General features: G+C 71.8%; 22 protein-coding genes. 13 read left to right on the plus strand and 9 right to left on the minus strand.

Annotated features, from left to right (window positions below):
• The first annotated feature begins 43 nt into the window (after positions 1–43).
• A complete protein-coding gene (locus tag BM144_RS11135) occupies positions 44–2,521 on the plus strand; it encodes an adenosylcobalamin-dependent ribonucleoside-diphosphate reductase (protein ID WP_092952163.1) in 2,478 nt (825 codons plus the stop codon).
• Between the two features lie 36 nt (positions 2,522–2,557).
• On the opposite strand, the gene BM144_RS11140 is transcribed toward BM144_RS11135, so the two are convergent.
• A complete protein-coding gene (locus tag BM144_RS11140) occupies positions 2,558–3,466 on the minus strand; it encodes a LysR family transcriptional regulator (protein WP_092952165.1) in 909 nt (302 codons plus the stop codon).
• Positions 3,467–3,569: 103 nt separating this feature from the next.
• On the opposite strand from BM144_RS11140, the gene BM144_RS11145 reads away from it, so the two are divergent.
• From BM144_RS11145 to BM144_RS22715, 3 genes are all read left to right on the plus strand, one after another.
• Positions 3,570–4,544 (plus strand): Bug family tripartite tricarboxylate transporter substrate binding protein, encoded by a 975-nt coding sequence (locus BM144_RS11145; protein ID WP_092952167.1) that lies wholly within the window; start codon positions 3,570–3,572, stop codon positions 4,542–4,544.
• Between the two features lie 46 nt (positions 4,545–4,590).
• A complete protein-coding gene (locus tag BM144_RS11150) occupies positions 4,591–5,439 on the plus strand; it encodes a substrate-binding domain-containing protein (protein WP_092952169.1) in 849 nt (282 codons plus the stop codon).
• A gap of 204 nt (positions 5,440–5,643) precedes the next feature.
• Entirely contained in the window at positions 5,644–6,939 is a 1,296-nt protein-coding gene (locus BM144_RS22715; RefSeq protein ID WP_139225693.1) for a hypothetical protein, read from the plus strand.
• A gap of 52 nt (positions 6,940–6,991) precedes the next feature.
• Here the strand turns inward: BM144_RS22715 and BM144_RS11160 are convergent, their stop codons facing one another.
• From BM144_RS11160 to BM144_RS11170, 3 genes are all read right to left on the minus strand, one after another.
• A complete protein-coding gene (locus BM144_RS11160) occupies positions 6,992–7,378 on the minus strand; it encodes a VOC family protein (protein WP_092952173.1) in 387 nt (128 codons plus the stop codon).
• A gap of 65 nt (positions 7,379–7,443) precedes the next feature.
• Positions 7,444–8,844, minus strand: a complete 1,401-nt coding sequence (locus tag BM144_RS11165; RefSeq protein WP_092952175.1) for a sigma-54-dependent transcriptional regulator — start codon at positions 8,842–8,844, stop codon at positions 7,444–7,446.
• The gene (locus tag BM144_RS11170) at positions 8,841–10,643 is read right to left on the minus strand and encodes a sensor histidine kinase (RefSeq protein ID WP_092952177.1); all 1,803 of its coding nucleotides are present in this window, start codon (positions 10,641–10,643) and stop codon (positions 8,841–8,843) included. Before BM144_RS11170 ends, BM144_RS11165 begins: the two co-directional genes overlap by 4 nt.
• A 126-nt stretch (positions 10,644–10,769) precedes the next feature.
• On the opposite strand from BM144_RS11170, the gene BM144_RS11175 reads away from it, so the two are divergent.
• The 4 genes from BM144_RS11175 (at position 10,770) to BM144_RS11190 (ending at position 14,719) form a co-directional block, all read left to right on the plus strand.
• Complete coding sequence (locus tag BM144_RS11175) at positions 10,770–11,417, plus strand: DUF4166 domain-containing protein (RefSeq protein ID WP_092952179.1); 648 nt, start codon at positions 10,770–10,772, stop codon at positions 11,415–11,417.
• Complete coding sequence (locus tag BM144_RS11180) at positions 11,414–12,991, plus strand: TIGR01777 family oxidoreductase (protein WP_092952181.1); 1,578 nt, start codon at positions 11,414–11,416, stop codon at positions 12,989–12,991. Before BM144_RS11175 ends, BM144_RS11180 begins: the two co-directional genes overlap by 4 nt.
• A gap of 10 nt (positions 12,992–13,001) precedes the next feature.
• Complete coding sequence (locus tag BM144_RS11185; protein WP_092952183.1) at positions 13,002–13,583, plus strand: hemerythrin domain-containing protein; 582 nt, start codon at positions 13,002–13,004, stop codon at positions 13,581–13,583.
• Between the two features lie 305 nt (positions 13,584–13,888).
• Positions 13,889–14,719 carry a CPBP family intramembrane glutamic endopeptidase gene (locus BM144_RS11190; RefSeq protein WP_092952185.1) on the plus strand — a complete coding sequence of 277 codons (831 nt, stop codon included), beginning with the start codon at positions 13,889–13,891 and terminating at the stop codon, positions 14,717–14,719.
• 9 nt (positions 14,720–14,728) lie between these two features.
• On the opposite strand, the gene BM144_RS11195 is transcribed toward BM144_RS11190, so the two are convergent.
• Both BM144_RS11195 and BM144_RS11200 read right to left on the minus strand, forming a co-directional pair.
• Positions 14,729–15,280 carry an RNA 2'-phosphotransferase gene (locus BM144_RS11195; protein WP_092952187.1) on the minus strand — a complete coding sequence of 184 codons (552 nt, stop codon included), beginning with the start codon at positions 15,278–15,280 and terminating at the stop codon, positions 14,729–14,731.
• Between the two features lies 1 nt (position 15,281).
• Positions 15,282–16,199, minus strand: a complete 918-nt coding sequence (locus tag BM144_RS11200; protein ID WP_092952189.1) for a LysR family transcriptional regulator — start codon at positions 16,197–16,199, stop codon at positions 15,282–15,284.
• Positions 16,200–16,293: 94 nt separating this feature from the next.
• On the opposite strand from BM144_RS11200, the gene BM144_RS11205 reads away from it, so the two are divergent.
• A complete protein-coding gene (locus BM144_RS11205; protein WP_092952191.1) occupies positions 16,294–16,830 on the plus strand; it encodes a hypothetical protein in 537 nt (178 codons plus the stop codon).
• A gap of 127 nt (positions 16,831–16,957) precedes the next feature.
• On the opposite strand, the gene BM144_RS11210 is transcribed toward BM144_RS11205, so the two are convergent.
• From BM144_RS11210 to BM144_RS11220, 3 genes are all read right to left on the minus strand, one after another.
• Positions 16,958–17,245, minus strand: coding sequence for a BTH_I0359 family protein (locus BM144_RS11210; protein WP_092952193.1), 288 nt, complete (start codon positions 17,243–17,245; stop codon positions 16,958–16,960).
• A 325-nt stretch (positions 17,246–17,570) separates the two neighbouring features.
• Entirely contained in the window at positions 17,571–18,803 is a 1,233-nt protein-coding gene (locus tag BM144_RS11215) for a DUF3108 domain-containing protein (RefSeq protein WP_092952195.1), read from the minus strand.
• Positions 18,804–18,892: 89 nt separating this feature from the next.
• Entirely contained in the window at positions 18,893–19,675 is a 783-nt protein-coding gene (locus tag BM144_RS11220) for an IclR family transcriptional regulator (RefSeq protein WP_092952197.1), read from the minus strand.
• A 106-nt stretch (positions 19,676–19,781) separates the two neighbouring features.
• On the opposite strand from BM144_RS11220, the gene BM144_RS11225 reads away from it, so the two are divergent.
• The 4 genes from BM144_RS11225 (at position 19,782) to BM144_RS11240 (ending at position 23,804) form a co-directional block, all read left to right on the plus strand.
• Positions 19,782–20,792, plus strand: a complete 1,011-nt coding sequence (locus BM144_RS11225; RefSeq protein WP_092952199.1) for a fumarylacetoacetate hydrolase family protein — start codon at positions 19,782–19,784, stop codon at positions 20,790–20,792.
• Positions 20,793–20,797: 5 nt separating this feature from the next.
• Entirely contained in the window at positions 20,798–21,832 is a 1,035-nt protein-coding gene (locus BM144_RS11230; protein WP_092952512.1) for a TraB/GumN family protein, read from the plus strand.
• Positions 21,833–21,958: 126 nt separating this feature from the next.
• Positions 21,959–22,936: a Bug family tripartite tricarboxylate transporter substrate binding protein gene (locus BM144_RS11235; protein ID WP_092952201.1), complete on the plus strand. Its 978-nt coding sequence runs from the start codon at positions 21,959–21,961 to the stop codon at positions 22,934–22,936.
• A gap of 166 nt (positions 22,937–23,102) precedes the next feature.
• A complete protein-coding gene (locus BM144_RS11240) occupies positions 23,103–23,804 on the plus strand; it encodes a type 1 glutamine amidotransferase domain-containing protein (protein WP_092952203.1) in 702 nt (233 codons plus the stop codon).
• Positions 23,805–23,865 lie beyond the last annotated feature (61 nt).

Below are 23,865 nucleotides of genomic sequence, written 5' to 3' on the forward strand. Positions count from 1 at the left end.
CTCCGGCGCTTGTGCGCGCCCTCCTCAGGAAGCCTGGAAACCCATGCAACGCGACCCGATTGCCTCCCTTGCGCCCGGTGCGGCGCCGTCCCTGCCCGAGCAGCCGATCAGCCTCGACGTGCTGCGCGAGAAATACCTCAAGCCCGGCGAGACCGACGCCGAGACGCTCTACCGCCGCGTGGCGCGCGCCCTGGCCTCGGTGGAGGCGCCGGAGCTGCGCGAGGGCATCGAGGCCCGCTTCCTCGACAACCTGCGTGCGGGCGCCATCGGCGCGGGCCGCATCATGAGCGCCGCAGGCACCGACATCCAGGCCACGCTCATCAACTGCTTCGTGCAGCCGGTGGGCGACTGCATCCAGGGATTCGACGAAGGGGGCTACCCGGGCATCTACGAGGCCCTGCGCGAGGCCGCGGAAACCATGCGCCGCGGCGGCGGGGTGGGCTACGACTTCTCGCGCATCCGGCCGCGGGGCGCGGAGGTGAAGGGCACGGCCTCGATGGCCTCGGGCCCGTGCAGCTACATCAACGTGTTCGACCAGTCCTGCGCCACGGTGGAGAGCGCGGGCGCGCGCCGGGGCGCACAGATGGGTGTGCTGCGCATCGACCACCCGGACGTGCTGGACTTCATCACCGCCAAGCGCACGCCGGGCCGCTGGAACAACTTCAATGTCTCCGTCGGCGTGCCGGACGCCTTCGTGCAGGCCGTGCTGGACGATGCCCCCTGGGACCTCGTCCACCCCGCACGCCCCGGCGCCGCCCTGCGCGAGGAGGGCGCCCGGCAGCGTGCCGATGGCCAGTGGGTCTACCGCACGCTGCCCGCGCGCGAACTGTGGGACACCATCATGCGATCGGCCTACGACTTCGCCGAGCCGGGCATCCTCTTTCTCGACCGCGTCAACACCGACAACAACCTGGCGTACTGCGAGAGCATTGCCGCCACGAACCCCTGCGGCGAGCAACCGCTCCCCTCCTACGGCTGCTGCGACCTCGGCCCCATCATCCTGCCGCGCTTCGTGCGCCACCCGTTCGGGTTGGCCGGTGCGCCGGTGTTCGACTTCGAGGCTTTCGAGGCCAGCGTTGCCACGCAGGTGCGCGCGCTCGACAACGTGCTGGATGTCACCTTCTGGCCGCTGCCGCAGCAGCGGGCGGAGTCGGCGGCCAAGCGGCGCATCGGCGTGGGCTTCACGGGGCTGGGCAACACGCTGAGCATGCTGTGCCTGCGCTACGACAGCGATGCGGGCCGCGCATTCGCCGCGCGCATTGCCGAATGCATGCGCGACGCGGCCTACGCGGCCTCGGTGGCTCTGGCGCAGGAGAAGGGGGCCTTCCCGAAGTTCGATGCGGACGGCTATCTGGCACCGGGCACTTTCGCCAGCCGCCTGCCCGCGGCCCTGCAGGCGGAGATCCGCTCGCATGGCATCCGCAACAGCCACCTGCTGTCCATCGCGCCCACGGGCACCGTGAGCCTGGCCTTCGCCGACAACGCTTCCAATGGCATCGAGCCGCCGTTCTCATGGACCTACACGCGCAGGAAGCGCGAGGCCGATGGCAGCACGAGCCAGTACGCGGTGGAAGACCATGCATGGCGCCTCTACCGCGCACTGGGCGGCGATGTGGACGCGCTGCCCGACTATTTCGTGAGCGCGCTGCAAATGCCGGCCGGCGAGCACATCGCGATGATGGAGACCGTGCAGCCGTTCATCGACACGGCCATCTCCAAGACCGTGAACGTGCCGGCCGACTACCCCTACGAGGATTTCAAGAACCTCTACCTGCACGCCTGGCGGGCACGGCTCAAGGGGCTGGCCACCTACCGGCCCAATGCGATCCTGGGCGCGGTGCTGGAAGCCGCCGCGCCCGTGCCGGCGCCTGCGCCCGCCGAAGCAGCCAGTGCGGCCGCCGCGCCGGCAGCGCCCGCCGCGGACCCCATGCGCACGGTCATCGAGAGCCGCCCCAAGGGCGCCCTGTCGGCCGTGGCCGAGAAGGTCGAGTACTGGACGCAGGAAGGCCACAAGACGCTCTACCTCGTCGTCTCGTTCCTGCCCGTCCCGCAGGCGGATGGCCACGGGACGGTGGACCGCGCGATCGAATTCTTCATGCCGGTGGGCCAGAGTGGCGAATCGCAGCAGTGGATCACTTCCAGCATGCGGCTGCTTTCGCTCGCCGCCCGCGGCGGGTTCCTGGAGCGTGCGCTCAGCGACATGCGCAAGGTGGCGTGGGACCGCGGCCCCGTGCGGCTGGGAACGCACCTGCGGGCCGACGGCGCCCGCGTGCCGCTGTGGCACGACTCCGAGGTGGCTGCGCTGGGCTATGCGGTGCAGAACATCCTGGCGCAGCGCGCCGCCGCAGTGGCCGGGCCCATGCACCAGCAGGAGCTTCCGCTGGATGCACCCGCCGTGGCAGCCGGCCTGCCGCCCGCGATGGCCGGCCGCAAATGCCCCGAATGCGGCGCGCACGCCGTGATCCGCAAGGATGGCTGCGATTACTGCACGCAATGCGGACACCTGGGCAGCTGCGGTTGATGCCCGGGCCGGCAACCTGCGGGTTGCCGGGCAGGCTCAGGGCGCATCGGGGTTGGCATGCGCCTGGATCAGGCGCTGCCGCAGCGCATCGGCCGTGGGGCCCAGCACGCGGTCCCGACGCTGCAGCAGGCCCAGGGTGCGCCACGGCGCAGGCGCCGTGAGCGGCACACCGCAGACCTGCGGATGGGCCTGTGGCAGAGCCAACTGCGGGATCACCGCCATGCCCAGGCCCGCCTCCACCAACGCCAGCGCGCCGGTCACGTGGTTGCATTCGTACCAGGCCAGGGGGCGTTCGGGCAGCTCCGCCATGACCTGGTCCAGCAGCAGGCGGTTGCTGCTGTGGTGCGACACCGACACCAGGCGCTGCCCCGCCAGTTCCGCCCAGGCGATTTCCTTGCGGTCCGCCCAGCGGTGGCTGCGGGGCATGGCCAGCACGTAGCGTTCGCGCGTCAGTGTCTCGAATCGGAGGGCCGGTTCCTGGCTGCCGGTGAAGCTGAGCCCGAAATCCGCGTCGCCCCGCAGGACCGCGTCCAGCACCTGGCGGGCGTTTTCGTCGATCACGTGCACCTGCACCTCGGGCTGCGCCACGGCAAACGCGCGCAGGACGCGGGGCAGCAGGTGGTTGGCCACCGATGGGATGCACGCGACGGTCACGCGCCCGCGGCGCAGCCGGGCCTGGTCGCCCACTCGCTGGGCGGCCTCATCCAGGCCCGCCAGGGCGGCGCGCGCCTCGGTCAGGAACTCCTGGCCCACGGCTGTCAGTTCCACGCGCCGTGTCGTGCGGTCCAGCAGCCGGGCTCCCAGCGCGGCTTCCAGGCGCTCCACGCGCCGGCTCAGGGCCGGCGCCGACAGGCACAGGGCTTCCGCCGCCAGCCGGAAGCTGGACTTTTCGGCCGTGGCCACGAACGCCAGCAGCTCTCCCATGTCGAATTTGATGCGCTGCACGCAAGAGTCTCGCCGGAAATTGCAATTCACAGATTATTACGGCCTGCCTAGGATGCGACTTTCTGCAGAGCCGACCCCAGTTTCGGCCGCTTCCGGAGACAACATGCAAAGACGCCCCCTGATCGTGGCTGCCGCCGTCCTGGCCAGCCTTTCCCTGGCCTCCACCGCCGCGCAGGCCCAGGACTTTCCCCCCAAGAAGCCCGTGACGATGGTGGTTGGCTTCGCCGCGGGGGGCTCGGCAGACATCGCTGCCCGCATCATCGCCAAGAAGCTGGGCGAGAACATCGGGCAAAGCGTCGTGGTGGACAACAAGCCCGGAGCGGGCGGCAACCTGGCCCATGCGCAGGTGGCCAACGGCCCGGCCGACGGATCGGTGCTGCTGTTCGGCTCCATCGGGCCCCTGAGCATCTCGCCCCACTTCATGAAGGTCGGCTACGACCCGCTCAAGGACCTGGCGCCCATCACGATGGGCGTGAGCTTCCCCAATGTGCTCGTGGTGCCCGCCAGCACCGGCATCAAGACGCTGGGTGAATTCGTGGCCAAGGCCAAGCGCGAACCCGGCAAGCTGGACTTCGCATCCACGGGCCCCGGATCGGCCGCCCATCTTGCGGGCGAACTGCTCAACGACGTGGCCAAGATCGACACGGTGCACGTGCCCTACAAGGGCGGCGCACCGGCGCTGCAGGACGTACTGGGCGGGCGCCTGGCGTCCTTCTACGCGGCTCCGCCGACGGCCCTGCCGCACATCGAAGCGGGCAAGCTCGTGCCGCTGGCCACCACCGGTCTGGCGCGGCCGTCGTACCTGCCCAACGTGCCCACGGTGGCCGAGACCTACCCGGGCTTCAATGCCACCAATTGGTATGCCTTCGTGGCATCGGCCAAGACGCCCAAGCCGCTGCTGGACCGCTGGAACACCGAACTCGTCAAGGTGCTCAACACGCCGGAAGTGCGGGACAACCTGCTCAAGCACGGCCAGACCGCCACGCCCGGCACCCGCGAGGAACTGGGCAGGTTCATCGCGGCCGAGTACGAGAAATGGGGCCGCATCATCCGCGAGCGCAAGATCACCGCGGACTGATGCGCCCGTGCTGCAGCACACCACGAAAAGCACCAGGAGACATCGAATGCAGCCTTCCGCACCGGCTTGCGCCGCCGCACCCACCGCCGCTCCGGCCCTGCGCCGCCGCTTCCTCGGAACCCTGCTGGGCACCGCCCTCGGACTGGCCCTGGCCTGGGGCGGCCCCGCGCAATCCACTGCCCAGGCGGCGGAAATCCGCGTCATCACCTCCGGAGGGTTCTCCGCCGCCTACGACCAGCTGGTGCCGCTGTACGAGCAGGCCACGGGGCACAAGGTGGTCACCGCGCGCGGCGCGTCGATGGGCAATGCATCCGACTCCATCCCCAGCCGCATGGCCCGGGGCGAGCGTTTCGACGTGGTCATCCTGGCCGACACGGGCCTCGATGCGCTGACCGCCCAGGGCAAGGTCGAGGCGGGCAGCCGCGTGGACCTGGCCCGGTCGATGATCGGCATGAGCGTGCGCAAGGGCACGCCCGTGCCCGACATCAGCAGCGTGGACGCCCTGCGGCAGACGCTGCTGAACGCGAAGTCCATCGCCTATTCCGCCAGTGCCAGCGGCACCTACCTCTCGGGCGAGCTGTTCCAGCGGCTGGGTGTGGCGGAGCAGATGAAGGGCAAGGCCACCAGGATCCTCAGCGAGCGCGTGGGTGCCGTGGTGCTGCGTGGCGATGCCGAGATCGGCTTCCAGCAGGTCAGCGAACTGCTGCCCTTCAAGGAACTGGTGTTCGTGGGCCCGTTGCCCGACGAAGTGCAGCAGCGCGTGTTCTTCTCGGCCGGCGTGGCCGTGGGCGCGCAGGAGCCCGAGGCGGCGCGCCACCTGATCCGCTTCCTGGCGGCGCCGGCGGCGGCGTCCATCGTGCGCAGCACCGGCATGGAGCCTGCCGCCGCGCGCTGAGGCGGCTGCGGCCGGGGGGGCTTGCGCTGCGGAGTTGCGCAGCCCGGGGCCGCGCCGTCACCTTGGGATGCGCTCCATGGAGGCGGCAGCAGTTGCTTCGCATGGCGCGCGAACCGCTTCGCAAGCTGTCGGCCCGGCTTTCGGAGGGGACCTAAAGTGGATCGACGGGCGTGCTGCGCTCCGGTATCTGTAAGGACCCCACGCATGTTCTCGAACAACGGAAAGATCGGCGCGCAACGCTTCGTTCCCGCCGATCGGCCTCCGGCCCAGGGCGAGGCCCGGCCGGGCACCGGCACACCCACGCCGCGCCACGGGGGCATGCTCCAGGGCGATGGCCGACTGAGCGGCCTGACGTCGCCCCAGCGGCAGCGTGCGCCGTCCGGCCGGCCCGGCAGCGACGCGGCAGGGCACCACATGCCGGCTTCGATGCGGCAGCAGCCGAGGGCGCAACTGCCGGCCCACCGCCACGGCCCCGAGAGCCCGACGCCAATGTCCCGCGGCGGTGGATCTCTGTTCACCCATGCGCCGCCGGGACCGGCCATGCCCGGGTCCATCGAAGATTCCTTCTCACGCTTCTCCCTGCACGGGCAGGGCAGTGGGCAGGGGCCTGTCCACGGCGACCGCTATGGACAGCCACACCATGCACATTCCCACCCCGGGCGGGACGCTTTTGCGGGGGCCCTGTACCACCCGGCCCACTCGGCATCGGCGGACCACGCACTGCGTCCCTCCTGGGGCAACACGCCGCATCCGTCCGGGACTTTCGAAAGCCATGCACCGTATCCATCGGCCCACCACCCGATAGGTGCAGGGCTGCCGCAGCCCGCGCCGCACTGGACGGACAGTCTGAAGAAAGAAAGCCTGGACGACTGGTTTGCCAAGAAAGATGGCGCCCGGGGGCAGCCGGGCATGTCGCCGCACGCCCACTCGACGCCGCCGCACAGCCCCCGTGCGGGCGGGCCTTGGGCTCCATCGGCTCCGCCATGGAACCCGGCGCCACCGGACCTGCACGGGGCCCCGCTTCCGCAGCCACGGGAGCCGCACTGGACGGACCATCTGGAGAAAGAAAGCCTGGACGACTGGCTCGCCGAGAAAGACTGGGGCCGGGACCTGTCGGGCACGGAGTCGGTAGGCGACTGGGCCCTGCAGAAGGAATTCGGCCGCGATCTCTCAGGCACGGAATCGGTGGCCGACTGGGCCATGCAAAAGGCCTTCGGTCGCGATCTCTTGGGCACCGAATCGGTCGCGCACTTTGCCTGGCGTCAGGATGTGGGCCTGACGTACGGAGCACCGCCGCTGCCGGCCGGGGGCTTGTACGCATCGCCCCCGCACTCGCCGCAGTACGGCGCAGCGCTGCCTCCCTGGCATGCGCCGGCCGCTCACGGCCACAGCCGCAATTCGGTGACACAGGCGACCGATGAAGCACTGCGGATGATGGAGCAGACCATGCGCGCCCAACAGTCCGCGATGCACCAGGGCCGTGAGCACTGGCGGTCCTGAGCCGGCGAATGCGGCTTCTCGCGCCGCCATGCCGGGGCCGCGCGGCTCCGGCTCACTCCGCCGCGTGGCACACCGCTTCGATGTTGTGCCCGTCCGGGTCGCGCACGAACGCACCGTAGTAATTCGGGTGGTAGTGCGGCCGCAAGCCCGGTGCGCCGTTGTCGGTACCGCCCGCGGCCAGCGCCGCGGCATGGAACGCGTCCACCGCGGCGCGGCTGGCGGCGCGGAAGGCCACGTGGATGGTGGGGCGGTTCGGGCCGCCGCTGCCGATCCAGAAATCGGTCTTCGGCGGCTCGCCGAAGCCGGCCATGTCGGTGCTGCCCGTCATGGCGGCGCTCACTTCCATGAGCAGGCGGTAGCCGAGCGGCGCGAGCGCCTGGGTGTAGAACGCCTTGCTGGTCTCGAAGTCGGAGACGGCGATGCCGGTGTGGTCGATCATTCCAATGTCCTTTCTGGCGGGTGAGAAGGGGTGTCCGGAGCGGTGCTGCGGCAGGCGGTGCGCTGCTATCGCAGCCCGAGCCGTGCGAGCTTCTTGATGAGGCCCACGCGCGAGATGCCCAGGCGCCGTGCGGCCTCGGACTGGTTGCCGCCGCAGGCCTGCAGCGTATCCCGCAGCATGCGCGTTTCCAGTTCCTGGATGGCGGCGTCCAGCGCGCCCGGGGAGGGGGAGGCGCCGTGGCCCGGTGCGGCGTCCGGCCCCGCGTCCGGCTCAGGCTCCGGCAGCTCCTGGCTCTCGCCGCTCGCGAACCGCAGCAGGCCGGCATCGACACGGGCCGAGCCCGGCGCAATCAGCGCGGCCGCGGATTCCACCACCGCGCGCAGTTGCCGTACGTTGCCCGGCCACACCGCTGCGGCCAGCCAGGCCTGCGCATCGGCGGTGAACGCCGCGCCCGGCTCCGCGCGGTGCAGAAAGTGCGCGGCCAGCAGCGGCACGTCGGCCGCGCGCTCGGCCAGCGCGGGCAGCCGCAGCACCACGCCCTTGAGCCGGTAGAACAGGTCTTCGCGGAAGCCGCCGTCGCGCGCCATGCCTTCGAGGTCGCGGTGCGTGGCCGACACCACGCGCACGTCGGCGCGCTTCGTCTCGCGGCCGCCGACCGGCACGAACGTGCCCTCCTGCAGGAAGCGCAGCAGCTTCACCTGCATCGGCAGCGGCATCTCGCCCACTTCGTCGAGGAACAGCGTGCCGCCGTGTGCGGTCTCCAGCAGCCCGGGCTGGTCGCGGTGCGCGCCGGTGAAGCTGCCCTTGAGGTGGCCGAACAGCTCGCTCTCCAGCAACTCCGCCGAGAGCGCCCCGCAGTGGATCACGGCCAGCGGGCCCGCGCTGCGGCCGCTGCATTGGTGCAGCGCGCGCGCCACCAGCTCCTTGCCGGTGCCCGTCGGGCCCAGCACCATCACGTTGACCGATGTGCCGGCCACGCGGCGCACCATGGCTCGCAACTGCTGCGCGGCCGGTGTCTGGCCCACGATGCCCAGGTCCTCGCCGGGAGCGCCGCGGGTGCGCAGCTCGCGCAGTTCGGCGTCCAGCCGGGCCTTGTGCAGGGCGCGCGACACGACGAAGCGGAGCATGTCCGGGTCGATGGGCTTGGTGAGGAAGTCCCAGGCGCCGCGCTCCGCGGCCCGCAGGGCCAGCGCCCGCTCCCCGTGGCCGCTGACCACGACGACCACGGCGTTCGCGAAGCGGGCGATGAGGTCCAGCCCCGCCTCGGGGTCCATGCGGGGCGGCATGGCCAGGTCCAGCAGCACCACGTGGGCGGGGTCTTCCTCGAAGGTGCGGATCGCCCCGTCCGCGTCCCCGGCCACGCTGACGCGGTGCCCCAGTTCGCGCAGGAAGGAGCTGCCGAGCCGCTGGTAGGCGGGCTCGTCGTCCACGAGCAGGATGTGTCCGATGGCGGGGCGAGAGGTCATGCGGGATCGGGGAAGGTCAGGGTGAAGCAGGTGGACCAGGGGGCGCGCTCCGTGAGCGCCACGGAGCCGCCGTGCGCGGCCATGGTGCGGGCCACGATGGGCAGGCCCAGCCCGGTGCCCCCCGGGCTGCGCGACGCGAAAGGCTGGAAGAGGCGTTCGCGCAGGTCGGCCGGCACGCCGGGGCCGTCGTCGCAGACATGGATCTGCACGCCGGCGGCGGTGCGCTCGGCATCGATATGGACGCGCCGGCCGGCGGCGGCGGAGCGTGCGTTGGCGAGCAGGTTGGTCACGGCCTGGTCCAGCCGTGCGGGGTCGGCGGTGAGGGCGATCGGCACGCCCAGCCCGGGGCCGCGTTCCACGTCGGGCAGGTGCCGCAGCATGTCGCGCAGCCAGGCGCTCAGGTCCATCGGCTCGGGGCGGATCTGCCAGGGCCGGGCATAGTCCAGCAGGTCGTCCGCGAGGCGGGAGATGCGAGCGATCTGCGCCTGGATCTCCTGCCGGGTGTCGGGCGCGGAGAACGCCGCGGCCATGGCGATGATGTTGAGCGGGTTGCGCACGTCGTGGGCCACGGTGGCGGCCAGTGCACCCAGCTCGGCCAGGCGCGCCTGTGTCTGGCGTTCGCGCTCGCGCTGGCCGGCGGCGGCGGCGCGCTCCACCTGCGCGGCGGCGTCGGCCAGCACCGTGCCGAACAGCTCCGCGAGGTGCTGCGGGCCGGGCGGCGCCTGCTCGAACCCCTCAAGCTCGGTGCGCCAGCCGGCACCGCCAGCGCGGTGGCAGCGCAGCGCGGGCGCCTGCGGGTCGGCGGCCGGGCCGCCGTTCCCCACGCGCACCTGCACCGCCAGCCCCATGCGGCCCGAGAGCAGGGCGGCGGCCTCCTGCGCGAGCTGCTCCAGCGATTCGGCGGCAGAGAGCGCGCCGCGCCACCGGTGCAGGTCTTCGGCCGTGGGCGTGCCGCCGGGATAGACGATGCGCTCGGCCAGCCGCCGCGCCGGCCCGCCGAGCGACAGGCAGACGGCCGCCACCACGGCCGCCGTCACCCAGCGCGATTCGACGGGCAGCAGCAGCGACAGCGGCACCGCCAGCAGCCCCAGGCCGGTCAGCAGGGCCCAGGCCAGGGCCCGGCGTGCCCAGACGTTGGCCATGAAGACGCGGTAGCGCAGGATGCCGTACACCAGGATCACGGGATAGGCGGGAAACGCGAGCACCTGCCAGGGGTACTGCGCGATGCCGAGCGCGGCGAAGCCGAAGCCCGAGATGCACATGAGCCCCCAGCCGCACGACACCGCCACGGCGGCGATCTGTCGGCGCTTGGCGGCCGAACGGCTGCGCCAGAAGCCGCGCGCCAGCAACAGCAGCCCGCCGGTCGCCAGGCCCGCCCAGACCAGGCTGGTGGTCCAGCCCGTGCGATTGGGCACCACCACCCATTCCAGCCCCGTGAACGCCGGAAAGTGCCGGAACTCCCCGGGCGAGCGGTTCAGCGACAGCAGCACCGCCGCCGCGGCCAGCCCGTAGATCGCGGCCAGCACCCGCGGCCCAGGCCGCCAGCCCGTGAAGAGCGCGCAGAAGTGCATGAAGGCGGCCGACGTGAGCGGCACGCTGGCCAGCAGCGCCATGGCCCAGGGCGCGGTCCGGATGCCGGCCCAGTTGGGCAGCTCGTTGCCCACGATCCACAGCGCGACACCGAGCAGGAACACCGACAGCAGCCGCGCGCCTTCCACCTGCCGGGCCCAGGCGAGCAGCGCCGCGGAGAGCGCGAGCGTCTCGATCAGTGCCAGGGCGAGTGCGATGTGGATGGCCATCGGCGGACTGTAAACGCAGTGGGCAGGCGGGCCCCGCAGCCTGTATACCGCGTTGACAGATTGCGAAAAATATCCAATGAAATCAATGGCTTGCGTTCTGGTATGCGGTGTGCATCCAGACAGGGCATGAGCACCTCATCCACCCACCCCTCCACCGGCGCCGCGGCGCAGCCCCCTGCGCTGGACCTGGCCGCCCTCCTGGGGCCCGCCGGCTGGTCGCGCCTGGACCCCGCCGTCCGGCGCCGCTTCGCGGCCGGGCACCCGGCGGCCGTCTACGAAGGCTCCATGGCGTTGCGCTGCTCGCCGGTGGGCCGCGGCTTCGCATGGCTCGCGCGCTGCCTGAAGAGCCCGCTCGCGCCGCTGTGCCGAGCGGGCGTGCCCGTCCAGGTCCGCGTGCACGGCGATGGCCGCGGCGGCGTGGTCTGGGAGCGGCACCTGCAGGTGCCCGGCGCCGCGGTGCATGTGGTGCGGTCCACCAAGTCGCTCGGCGCGGATGGGCACGTGCAGGAACGCACGGACGGCGGCCTGTCGATGGTGCTGGAAGTGCGCGAGGAAGCCGGGGCCCTGGTGTTCCTGAGCCGCCGGTACTTCCTGGCCGTGGGGCCGCTGCGCCTGCCCATCCCGGCCGTGCTCACGCCGGGCACCTGTCGCGTCGAGCACCGCGACCTGGGCGCGGGCCGCTTCGCTTTCACCCTGGAAATGCGCCACCCGCTGTGGGGCCGCACCTTCCACCAGACCGGCGTGTTCGCCGACCCCGAGGAGCTTCTGCCATGACTGCCGTTTTCATCGTCCTGACCGTCCAGGCCCTGATGGGCGCCTTCGACAACCTCTGGCACCACGAATGGCAGGCGCGCCTGCCGCAACGCGCCTCCGCGCGCCACGAACTGCTGCTGCACGCCCTGCGCGAGGCGATCTACGGCCTGCTGTTCCTCGGCTTCGCCTGGGTGCAGTGGCAGGGCGCGTGGGTGCTGCTGCCCGCCACCCTGCTGGCCGTGGAGATCGCCATCACCGCGGCGGATTTCCTGGAAGAAGACCGCAGCCGCCGCCTGCCGCCGGCCGAGCGTGTGCTGCACACCTTGCTGACCGTCAGCTACGGCGTGCTGGTGGGCGTGATCGCGCCGCTGTTCGCCGCGCAGGCGGCGCTGCCCACCGCCGTGGTGGTGGCGGGGCACGGCGCGTGGTCCCTGCTCTTCACCTTGGCAGGCACCGTGGTGCTGGCCTGGAGCGTGCGCAACGCGCTGGCCGTCCACCGGCTGCGCGGCGTGGCGCGGGCCGAGGCCGCAGCGTCCGCCACGCCGGCGCCGCCGGCCCGGGGGCCCGCGGTCCTGGTGACCGGCGGCACGGGGTTCGTCGGCTCGGCGCTGGTGCAACGGCTGCGGCAGGAAGGCCACCGCGTGATCGTGGCCACGCGCGATCCGCTGCAGGCGCGCGCGGCCTTCGGGCCGGGCGTCTGGGCCGTGGACCGGCTGGACGACATCCCCTCCGAAACCGCCATTGGTGCCGTGGTGCATCTGGCCGGCGCGCCCATCCTGGGCCTGCCCTGGTCGGCGCGCCGCCGCCGGCAGCTCGTGGACAGCCGGGTGGAGACCACCCGGGCGCTGCGGGACCTCATCGCGCGGCTGCACCGGCGCCCCCGGGTTCTGGTGGGTGCATCCGCGGTGGGTTTCTACGGTTTGCCCGTGGGCGGCGACTTCCTGGACGAGCGCTGCGGGCCGCAGCCGGGGCGCTTCCAGTCGGAGCTGTGCGCGCGCATCGAGCAGGAGGCCCTGCGCGCCGAAGCACTGGGCGTGCGCGTGGTCTGCCTGCGGCTGGGGATCGTGCTGGGCGCGGACGGTGGCGCCTACCCGGCGCAGGCCCTGGCCGCGCGCTGGGGCCTGGGGGCCGTGCTGGGCCACGGCCGCCAGCCGGTGCCGTGGATCCACCGCGACGACGCGGTGGGGCTCATCCTGCATGCGTGCCGGCAGCCGCGGCTGTCCGGCGCGGTGAACGCCGTGGCGCCGGCGGTGCCGTCGCAGCGCGCCTTCGCCGCGGCGCTGGCCGCATCGTTCGGCCGGGTGGTCCGCCTGCGGCTGCCCGCGTGGCCGCTGCGCATGGCTCTGGGCGAGATGTCGGAGCTGCTGCTGTACGGCCAGCGCGCCGTGCCGGTGCGCGCCCTCGCCAGCGGCTATGCCTTCCGGCACCCCACGCTGGACGGCGCGCTCCGGGCGCTTGCGCGGCCCGCCGCGCCGGGGACGGACGGGCCTGGAAGTCTGGCGCGGGCTTTGCCGCAGATCAATGGAGGCGGCAGGGGCTGCAGCGGCGCAGCGGTGGCTTGTGGGGACAATCCCGGAACCCCCTTCGCTTCCTGAGCGCCCTCCGATGACACGCTCCGCCGTTCCCTTCCCGCCCCGGCCCTCCGGCCGCCCGGAGGCCGTTCCCGGCCTGCGCAGCCCCGCGGCCGGCTTTGACCAGCCGTTCGAGATGCTGCATGCCTGCCATGAACGCGTGCAGCGCACGCTGGGGCTGCTGGAGCGGCTGTGCGAGCACCTGCGCACGCGCGGCTGCGACGCCATGGCCCGCGAGGCCGCGCGCGACGTGCTGCGCTATTTCGACATCGCCGCGCCGCTGCACCACGAGGACGAGGAACTGCACATCTTCCCGCCGCTGCTCGCCGCGGGCAGCGCGGAGACCGTGGCGCTGGTGCGGGCGCTGCAGGCCGACCATGCCGCCATGGCCGCGCAGTGGGCGGCCGCCCGCCCGCCGCTGGCGGCGATCGCCGAAGGGGCTGCGACGGCCCTGGCGCCGGCGCAGGAGGCGGCCCTGCGAACCTTCGCCCACCTGTATGCCGGGCACCTCCGCCGCGAAGAAGACGCCGCCTATCCCGCGGCCCGGGCCTTGCTGCCGCCCGAGGCGCAGGCGCCCATGGGGCAGGAAATGGCGCGCCGGCGGGGCGGGGTTTGATGCTATTAAATATATAGCAAACTATTGAATGGAACCGGCGGCATGGAGGCCCTTTGGCTTCATGCCGCTGCGGTAGGGGATGGGGCCCGGCCTGCGGATGGCCTGCACGCACGGGGTGCGTTCCGGCGGGGCCGGGCGGCCCGCGCGGTGGGGACCGCGCAGCGTGGCCGGCGCGCATCCTGCCGGCAGGGGGCGGGGGAGGGGGCGCAGCGGCGCGGGGCGCAGATATAGTGCGCGGCACGCCCAGTGAGCGCCCGCCCCTGCGGCCGTCTGGCATCGGGTCGGAAACCATACCTATAACAACCATGGAATCGAAGCAAACCCAGTTCCCGTCCGTGCCGCAGGCAGCGGTGCTGCTGCTGTTCGGCTTTCTGCTGAGGCACCTGATCGACCTGGCCCTCTACGATGCCCGCGGGGTCCTCGGATTGACGGGCGAGCAGATCATGGCCATGGGGATGCTGCTGTCCAACGGCATCCTGATCGCCTTGCTGGCGCATTTTCTCGGGTTGGGCTACCGCGACATCGCGCATCCGGCCAAGGCCTCTCCCGCAGCGACCTTCATGCTGCTGGTGCCGCCGATTCTGCTGCTGCTGCCCCTGGTGCTGCTGCTCGATGGGGTGCTCAACGCCATCCTCGCGGCATTGCTGCCCCTGTCGGCGTGGGAGCAGCAGGCCTTCGAGAGCATGCTCGCACCCACCCTGGCGTCGGTGGTCGCCACCTGCGTGCTGGCCCCGCTCTTCGAGGAAATGCTGTTCCGCGGCATCCTGCTCAGGGCGTTTCTTGCCCGGCATCCGAGGGGCCTGGCGATCGGCTATTCGGCGCTGTACTTCGGTGCAGCCCACATGAACGTCTACCAGTTCTTCCTTGCCTTCTTCATGGGCCTGCTGCTGGGGTGGATCTACGAGCGCTCGCGCTCGCTCATTCCCTGCATCGCCCTGCATGCCGCCGTCAACGCCTCCATGGTGGCCATCAGCGCGATGGATGACCCCACCTCGGTGCTGGGGCTGGCGTCTGCCACCGCATCCACATGGGCCGTCGCCGTGGCAGTTGCCGTCGCCGCGGCCGCGGCCGGGGCCGCGGCGCTGCATTACCTGCTGCCCCGCCGGGCGGACGGCCGCAGCGCCGACGTGGCTTGATCGGGCACGTCACACCGCTTCGAGCGATAGAAACCCCGCGGGCACCGCAGCCGTCAGCCATACCCCGTTCTCCGCCCGATAGAACGCATGGCCGGCCGCCTGCATGCGCTGCGCATGCACCTTGAACACCGCCGGTTTTCCATGGCGGCAGCCGACCTGCAGGGCCGTGGCGAGGTCGGCAGACAGATGCACGTGGTGCCGCGGCCCGGGTACCAGGCCCTGCGCCTGGATGCTGGCCACGAAACGCTGGGCGGTCCCATGGAGCAGCCACTCCGGGGGCGTGGCCGGATGCAGATGCCGCTGGACCTGCGCTGTCGAGTGCCCCTGGATGGCACGGATGTCCCGGCCATCCGCCGACAGCTCGTAGCGGCGCTTGGTGCCTGCGTGGGCCGCTCGCAGCACTTCGGCCGCGTCCAGTGCGTGGCCGGCGGCCTGCGCCCGCGCGACCAGTGCGGAGATCGGTGCCCAACCCTCCCGGTCGAGCTGCAGCCCGATGGACTCCGGCTGGTGGCGCAGGACGAACGCGAGGAATCTGCTGGTCTTCTCGGCGCTGGCGTCCATGTCAGCTCCACTGGGGCAGCGCCAGGTCCGTGCGCCATTGCTCGGCGTGGGTCAGGATGCCATCGCGCAGGCGGGAGGCCGCAGGTCCGAGCCTGTGGCCCGATCGCTGAAAGACGTGGTAGACCAAGGGTGGGTAGCCTTTGAGTGGGACGGCGACGGTGCCGCGCGGAGCGGGGCAGAACGCATTCACGACGGCCAGCCCCACGCCCCAGGCGGCAAACTGCTGCATGAGCGCCCAACCATTCGCCTCGACAGCCACCTGCCACCCGATCCCCTTGGCGGCGAGCAACTGGCCCAGCAATTCGCGGTGGGGTCGGCCCACCGGCGGCACGATCAGCGACTGGTCCTTCAGGTCCTTGAGCGATGCGAAGCGCCGCTGGGCCAGAGGGTGGGACTTCGGCACGATGAGCACCTGGCCCACCGAGGTCAGTGCCTGGCTGTCGAACCGGCCGGCCGCCTCGCCGAGCGGGGCAACGCCCAGCTCGGCCTCGCCCTGCTCCACGGCTGCGACGGCGCGTTCCCGGTCTCCTGCCAGCAGCCTCAGCACCGCGGGCTTCGACGGGGACCGGAAGCGGGAAAGCGCCTTTCCCAGCAAATGGAGGTAGGCGCCTTCGCCGGCCACCAGAGACACCGAATCCTGCGCGGGCGCGCCCGACATGCGCTGCACCAACCGCTGGTTGAGCGCGAGCAGCTCGCGGGCATGGCGAGCCACTTCGAGGCCCTCGGCCGTGAGATGGAGCTGGCGCCCCTGCCGCACGTAGAGCGGTACACGCAACTGCTCGCCCAGCTTTCTGAACTTGGCATGCAGTGCCGGTTGGCTGATATGCAGTCGCCGGGCGGATTCGCTGAGATTCAGCGTATCCGCAAAGATGGCAAACGATTGCAGCGCTTCCAGATGGGCGGCGGGTATGGCGTTCATCTATCCATTCTATGGATAGGCAGTTGAAAAACAGTAGTTCTGGATGATGGAATGAATTCCTAGCATTCGGCACTTCGATACAAGGAGTTCTGCAATGCCAACGAATTTTCTGCTTCCCCGCCTGGGCATCGACATCGGGCGCGTGCTGATCGCGCCCGACGGCGCTGACGGGGGCGACACGTCTTTCATCGGAGGATCGCTGGACGACGCGCTCGCCACGCCGCCCTGCGAAGGCATGTTCGAGCATGTGCCTGTACTGGTGGACCGCTTCCAGGGCCGGGTCTGGCTGGTTTCCAAGGCGGGGCCCCGCGTCCAGGAAAAGACGTTGCGCTGGCTGGAGCACCACCACTTCCATGGGCGCACCGGCATTCCGGAGTCGCATGTGCGCTTTTGCCGGGAACGCCCACAGAAGGCAGACCATTGCCGCGCGCTGGGCATCACCCATTTCATCGACGACCGTGAGGATGTGCTGCGGCACCTGGAGGGAGTGGTGCCGCATCGCTTTCTTTTCGGGCCCCAGCGGCGGCCCGTGGCCGACCCGCAGTTGCGGCCGGTCTTGGCCTGGGATGCGGCCTTCGCGCAAGTGATGGCGACCCTGGCGTCCTCCGGTGGCGCGGCGCCCTGCCGGTGAACGGGTGGCCCCAGGGCAACCGACTGCCGCCCCAAGGCCATGTTGCGCCGGCCATGAAAAAACGCACCCACGGGTGCGTTTCTCGGTTTGGGCGGTACGGCGCTCGCTGGGCGCCGGGGCCGGCAGGTCAGTGCACGACCACCGGGTTCTGCGCGAGCCCCACGTACCCGTCGAGCGTGTCGTCCACTTCTTCCTGGGTGGGAGTATCGCGCTGCCACGCGAGGATCTGCTGCTGGAACATCTCGGCCCAGGATCCGTCGAGGTAGACCTCCTTGCCCGAGCGCTTGTCGACGATCTCGAAGCCGTGCCGCACCAGCTGGTGTGCCGGCGGCACGCCGATCGGCGCCTCGGCTTCGCTGGTGTCGGGCTGCATGTGGACCACCGCGAAGGAGTCTGAGTCGTAAAGCATGTGCATGGTGTTCCCCTGTCGATTCGGTGTTTCTACGGTCAGATGGCCACCCGGGTCGCAAAGTTCAAGACCCGGCCCATGCATCCTGCGTGCCAGCTTGGGGCTGGACCGCATGCTCCGGATGCGTGGGACCAGTATTTCATGAAAAGACAGGTCCCGCCGGCCAGGGGGTGAAGTCAGGCCGGCGTCCCACGAAGCTGTGGGTGAAACCGCACATTCCCCCGGCGCGGCGGCTGTCCGGGCCCGCCATTGGCGCGCTTCGCGGCGATGGCCTTCCGCAGCGCGGGATACGGCACGGCCAATGCCTTTGGCGAAGGAATGGCCTTGCGGATCAGGGGTTTTCGCGGCCCGCGAGGCGCAGGTCCACGTAGTCGCCGTTGGACTGGGTGATGCGGATGCGCGCGGGCAGGAAGCCCAGCGACGGGGCCAGCCACAGTTCGGCCTTCTGGTCGTAGTCGCGGCGGGGCAGCCGCTGCAGCCTCAAGGCGGGCGTGGGGCCGATGGGCAGGTCCAGGGTGTCGGTGCCTTCGATGGTGAAGGTCCAGCGGTCGGCATTGCGCGCGCCGACGGTGGTGAGCGTGATGTGCGTGCCATCGGGATAGCGTTCGGGCGCGGCGGACAGCAGCGCGCCGAGCTGGATGAACACGCTGAGCCGGTCCTGCGCCCCGGCGGCGATGGCGGCCGGCGGCGTGTTGGCGCTGAAGGTGGCGCGGCCCGCGGCGAAATCGAAATGCGCCGCCTGCTCGCTGCGGGCCTTGTCGCCGAAGCGCTCGGGCTGCAGGCCCGTGGGCGTGACGAGGCCGGTGCTGGTCTGCGAGCGCGAGCCGATCAGAAAGGCCTTGACCTCCTGCCGCGCCTCGTAGCGGGCGCCGTCGTGCCGCCAGGCCAGGGTGGCGCTGGCGCGGTAGTCGAACTTCTTGGCCTGCCCGCTCACGTCGAACGTGAGCCGCACCGGCGCGGGCAGGCGCACGGGCGGCGGCGTGGTGTCGGCCGCCGCGGCCGTGCCGCCGGGGGGGCGGATGTCCACGCCGGCCGAGCGCATGTCGTCGGGCTGGCTGGCGGCCGGCTCGGGGGGCGTGGTCGCGGCGGTGGCCGGAGCGCTGGCCACGGCCGATGCCGCCTGCGCCGCGGCCTGGGCCGCCGCAGCCGCCGCGATGGACGCGCTGGGCACCGGCTCCTCGGGCGCGGGCGCGGCGGCGGCCATCGCCGGAGCGTCGGCATCGCCCGCCGGGGCCGCATCCGCCGTGGGGGCGGGCGTGGGCGCCGGCTCCTCGGCCGGAGCGGGCGCCGGCGCTGGCGCCGGACGCGCTTTGCGGACCGGCGCAGGGCGCTTGCGCGGCGCGGGCGCGGGCTCCGCCGCGGGGGCGGCAGGTGCTGCGGGCGCGGCCGCAGGCTCGGGCGGCGGTGGTGGGGGTGCCTCGGGCACCACCATGCGGGTGTGGAAGGCCATGCGCTCGGGTGTGCCGCGGCCGGTGCCTCCGCTCCAGTGGGGCAGGCCCAGCAGTGCCAGGGCATGCAGGGCGATCACCAGCGCGGTGAGCACCGCCAGGGCGCGGCGCGGCATCAGCGGCGCCCTCCGGCCCGGGAGGCGGCGTGGCCTGCGCCAGGGCAGGCGGCAACGGGCTGCTTCATGCCGGCTTCCTCACTCCGGCTTCATGCCTGGCCGTATCCCAGGTCGCTGGAGAGCCGGTCGGCCATGGCGCGCAGGGGCGCATCGATCGCGCCGCCCCAGCCCGGGTCGAAGGTGGCGACCGAGCCCAGCGTGGTCACGCCCAGCGCGAGGTGCCCGTCGGCGTCGAAGACCGGCGCGCAGAAGGCCACGATGCCGGGCAGCAGCGTGTCCACCACGCGCGCGGAGCCGCGCTCGCGCACTTCGGCCAGCATCGCCTGCAGGGCTGCGGGGTCGGTGGGGATGTCCCTGCGGTCGCGGCGCACGGCCTCGGCCAGTTCGTCCTCGATGAGCGCGGCCGTCACGTCGGGCGCCAGGTGGGCCGCGAAGCAGCGGCCGGTGGCGGAACTGAGCAGCGGCATCACGTCGCCCAGCCGCAGGTTGGCGGTGACGGACTGGTGCGATTCCTCCCAGTGCACGATGGTGGGCCCCCGGTTGCCCCAGACGGCCACCGCCAGGGTCTGCTGGATGTCTTCCATGAGGTCGGGCAGCCGTTCGCGGGCGAGCCGGACGGCGTCCAGCCGGGCCAGCGACGCCAGCCCCAGCTTGAGCGCGGCGGGGCCCAGGTCATAGCGGGCGGTGCGCGCGTCCTGGGCCACGAGGCCCATGCGCTGGAAGCTCACCAGGTAGCGGTGCGCCTTGGCGGCGCTCATGCCGGCGGCCGCGGCCAGGTCCTTGAGCATCAAGGGCCCCCGGCTGCGCGTAAGGCCGTCGAGCAGCGAGAAGCCGACCTCCACCGATTGAATGCCCGCCCGTTCCTTGTCCATCTGCAATAGAATTCCTGGAGTTTTGTTTAGTTAAATCAATTTAACCATTCGTAATTCGTGCCAGGCGGCATGCTGGCGCGGTTCGGAGACAAAGAGGTCTGAGCCCATGAAACTCGCCACCTACAAGGATGGTTCCCGCGACGGCCAGCTGGTCGTCGTCTCCCGCGACCTGGGCACGGCCCATTATGCGACCGGCATCGCGAGCCGCCTGCAGCAGGTACTGGACGACTGGGGCTTCCTCGCGCCGCAGCTCCAGGACCTCTACGACCAGCTCAACGCCGGCCGCGCGCCGCATGCCTTCCCCTTCGAGCCCGAGCGCTGCATGGCCCCGCTGCCCCGCGCCTACCAGTGGGCGGACGGCTCTGCCTACATCAACCACGTCGAACTGGTCCGAAAGGCTCGCAACTCCGAGGTGCCGGAGAGCTTCTACACCGACCCGCTCATGTACCAGGGCGGCAGCGACGATTTCCTGGGGCCGCGCGACGACGTGGTGGTGCCCAGCGAGGCCATGGGCATCGATTTCGAGGCCGAGATCGCGGTCATCACCGGCGACGTGAAGATGGGCACCACGCCCGACCAGGCGCTGGACGGCATCCGCCTGGTGATGATCGCTAACGACGTGTCCCTGCGCAACCTGATCCCGGCCGAGCTGGCGAAGGGCTTCGGCTTCTTCCAGTCCAAGCCCGCCACCGCGTTCAGCCCCGTGGCCGTGACGCTCGACGAGCTGGGCGACGCCTGGAGCGGCGGCCGCGTGAACCTCACGCTGCAGTCCACCTGGAACGGCCGCAAGGTCGGCATGTGCGATGCCGGCCCCGAGATGACCTTCCACTTCGGCCAGCTCATCGCCCACATCTGCAAGACCCGCAACGTGCGCGCCGGCTCCATCGTGGGCAGCGGCACCGTCAGCAACAAGGGCGTGGAGCAGAACGGCCGCACCGAATGGCCCAAGGGCTACAGCTGCATCGCCGAGAAGCGCTGCATCGAGACCATCCAGGATGGCAAGCCCTCCACCGAGTTCATGAAGTTCGGCGACACCATCCGCATCGAGATGAAGAACAAGGCCGGCCAGAGCCTGTTCGGCGCGATCGACCAGACCATCGCGGGCCCTGCGGGGTGATGGCCATGGCGCGCGCTGCCGTCCTGGGCCGCCGTGCCGCGGCCTGCCTGTGGCTGCTGGCCGCTCCCGTGCTGGCCCAGCCCGCTGCCGTGCCGGCCGAGCCGGCGCCCCGCCGTGCCGACTGCCCGCCAGTGGCCACGCCGATCGACCCCGCGGCCATCCCGCAGGCCCTGCGCGAGGCGCGCGACCACGGCCTGCTGTGGCGCGTGGAGCAGGGCGGCCGCACGAGCTGGCTCTACGGCACGCTGCATGCCGCGCGCCGCGACTGGATGCTGCCCGGCCCCACGGTGCTCGCCGCCGTGCAGGGCAGCGACCGCATCGCGCTGGAGCTGGACCTGCTCGACCCCGCCGTGGGCGCGGCGCTGCAGGCGGCGATGCGCAACCCGCCCGGTGCCGCGCCGCTGCCGCCCGACCTGGCGCGCCGGCTCGCGGCGCAGATCGACGCCGCCTGCGCCGACCCGGGCCTGGCCGCGCTGCGGCCCGAGCTGCAGGTGGCCTCGCTCGTGGTGATGGCCGCGCGGCGCGATGGAATCGACCCGGCCTATGGCATCGACCTGGTACTGGCGGGCCTGGCGCGCGGGCTGCGCAAGCCCGTGGTGTCGCTCGAATCGGTCGAGCTGCAGGTGCGCGCGCTGGCCTCCGACGATCCGCGCGAAACCGCCGCGGCCGTGGCCTCGGGCCTGGAGCAGCTCGAGGGCAGCGCCGCCCGCGACGCCCTGACCACGCTGGCCCGCGCCTGGGCCGACGGCCGCGCGAACCTTCTGGAGAGCTACGGCCAGTGGTGCGACTGCCTGCACACCCGCGAGGAGCGCGAGGGCTTCGAGCGGCTCGTCGTGGGCCGCAACCCGGGACTGGCGCGCTCCATCGCGGCCCAGCACCGCGCCGGGCACCGCGTGTTCGCGGCCGTGGGCGCGCTGCACATGGTCGGGCCGCAAGGCCTGCCGGCATTGCTGGCGCGGCAGGGCTTCCGGGTCGAGCGGGTGCAGTGGCCGGCCGGCCCGGCTGCCGCTCCCGCGCGCAGCGCCCCACCGTCCCGCTGAACACCGGCCGGGCGCCTGTGGCGCCCGTGCCCGCCCTGCCGGCCCCGGTGGCGCCGGCAGGGCGGCGACGCGATCGACCACCCCGTGACCACCACCCCATAACGACCATCCCCAAGGAGACAAACCATGCACCGCAGAACCCTGCTGGGCACCGCCGCCGCCGCGGCCGCCCTGGCCGCACACCCCTTCGCTCGCGCTCAGTCCGACTACCCGAACCAGCCCATCCGCTGGGTCGTGCCGTACCCCGCGGGCGGCGGCACCGACGTGCTCGCGCGCACGGTGGCCGAGGCGCTGCGCGCCCCGCTGGGCCAGCAGATCGTGGTGGACAACCGGCCGGGCGCCTCCACCAACATCGGCGCACAGCAGGTCGCCACCGCCAAGGCCGACGGCTACACGCTGATGTCGGCCGACAACGCCTTGCTGGCCTACAACGAGCACCTGTTCTCCAAGCTGCCCTTCAGCCCGGAAAAGGATTTCACGTACGTGGGCGGCCTGTCGCGCTTCCCGCTCGCGCTGGTGGTGCATCCGGGCTTCGAGGCGCGCACGTTCAAGGACTTCCTGGCCTATGCGCGCGCCAACCCCGGCAAGCTCAACTACGCCTCGCCGGGCAACGGATCGCCGCACCACCTCGCGATGGAGATGTTCAAGAACCGCACCAAGACCTTCCTCACGCACATCCCGTACCGCGGCGCCGCGCCCGCGCTGCAGGACGTGATGGGCGGGCAGGTGCCGTGCATGTTCCTCGACCTGGCCGCGGGCCTGCCGGTCATCCAGGCGGGCAAGGTGCGGGCGCTGGCGATCGGCTCGGCCCGGCGCGTGCCCAACCTGCCCGATGTGCCCACGCTGGCCGACGTGGGCGTGGCCGATGCCGAGGTGTATGCCTTCCAGGGCGTGCTCGGCCCGGCCGGCCTGCCGCCCGCGATCACCAGCCGCCTCAACGCGGAGATCAACAAGGCCCTGGCCAGCCCGCCCGTGGTCCGGCGCATGCAGGATTTCGGCATGGAGGCACTGCCCGGCACGCCCGAGCAGTTCCGCACCCTTGCGCGCAACGAGGCGCGGCGCTGGGGCGCGATCATCCAGGCGGCCGGCGTGAAGCTGGATTGACGGCGCGGTCCTGCGGCAGGGGGCAGGGCCGGTGCCCGGCCCCCGCGAGTCGAGGGGATCACGGCCGCGTCCTACCGCTGCCGGCGCGGGGCGTTGCCACACTGCCGGGCTGCCAGCGCGGCCGCAGCGGCCCGCGCATCCGCCAACCCTTCTGCAGGAAACCGACATGCCCGCGACTTCCACGCCTCCCCGCATCCTCCTCGTCCTGACCTCGCACGACCGCCTGGGCGATACCGGCAAGAAGACCGGCTTCTGGCTCGAGGAGTTCGCCGCCCCGTACTACGTGTTCAAGGACGCCGGCGCGCAGCTCACGCTGGCCTCTCCGCTGGGCGGCCAGCCGCCGCTGGACCCCAAGAGCGACGACGAGGACGCCCAGACCGATGCCACGCGCCGCTTCAAGGCCGACGCCGAAGCCCGGAAGGCCCTGGCCTCCACCGTGCGGCTGGACAGTGTCCAGGCGGGCGATTTCGACGCCGTGTTCTACCCCGGCGGCCACGGCCCGCTGTGGGACCTGGCGGAAGACGCGCAGTCCATCGCGCTGATCGAGCAGACCTTCGCGGCCGGCCGGCCCCTGGCGCTCGTGTGCCATGCGCCCGGCGCGCTGCGCCGCACCAAGGCTCCGGGCGGCGAGCCGCTGGTGAGCGGCCGCCGCGTGACGGGCTTCACCAACAGCGAGGAAGAGGGCGTGCAGCTCACGGCCGTGGTGCCGTTCCTCGTGGAAGACGTGCTCAAGGAGAACGGCGGCCACTACGAACGCGGCGCGGACTGGGCGCCCCACGTGGTCACCGACGGCACGCTGGTGACCGGGCAGAACCCGGCGTCTTCCGAGCCGGCGGCGAAGGCGCTGCTGGCCCTGCTGAAGCCATGAATCCGGCCGGCCGGGAGCGGTTGGGAGTCTTTTGCGCTCCATGCCGCCGGATCCATTGAAA

This window comes from Paracidovorax konjaci, assembly GCF_900112675.1.
In the GTDB taxonomy this organism is placed as follows: domain Bacteria; phylum Pseudomonadota; class Gammaproteobacteria; order Burkholderiales; family Burkholderiaceae_C; genus Paracidovorax; species Paracidovorax konjaci.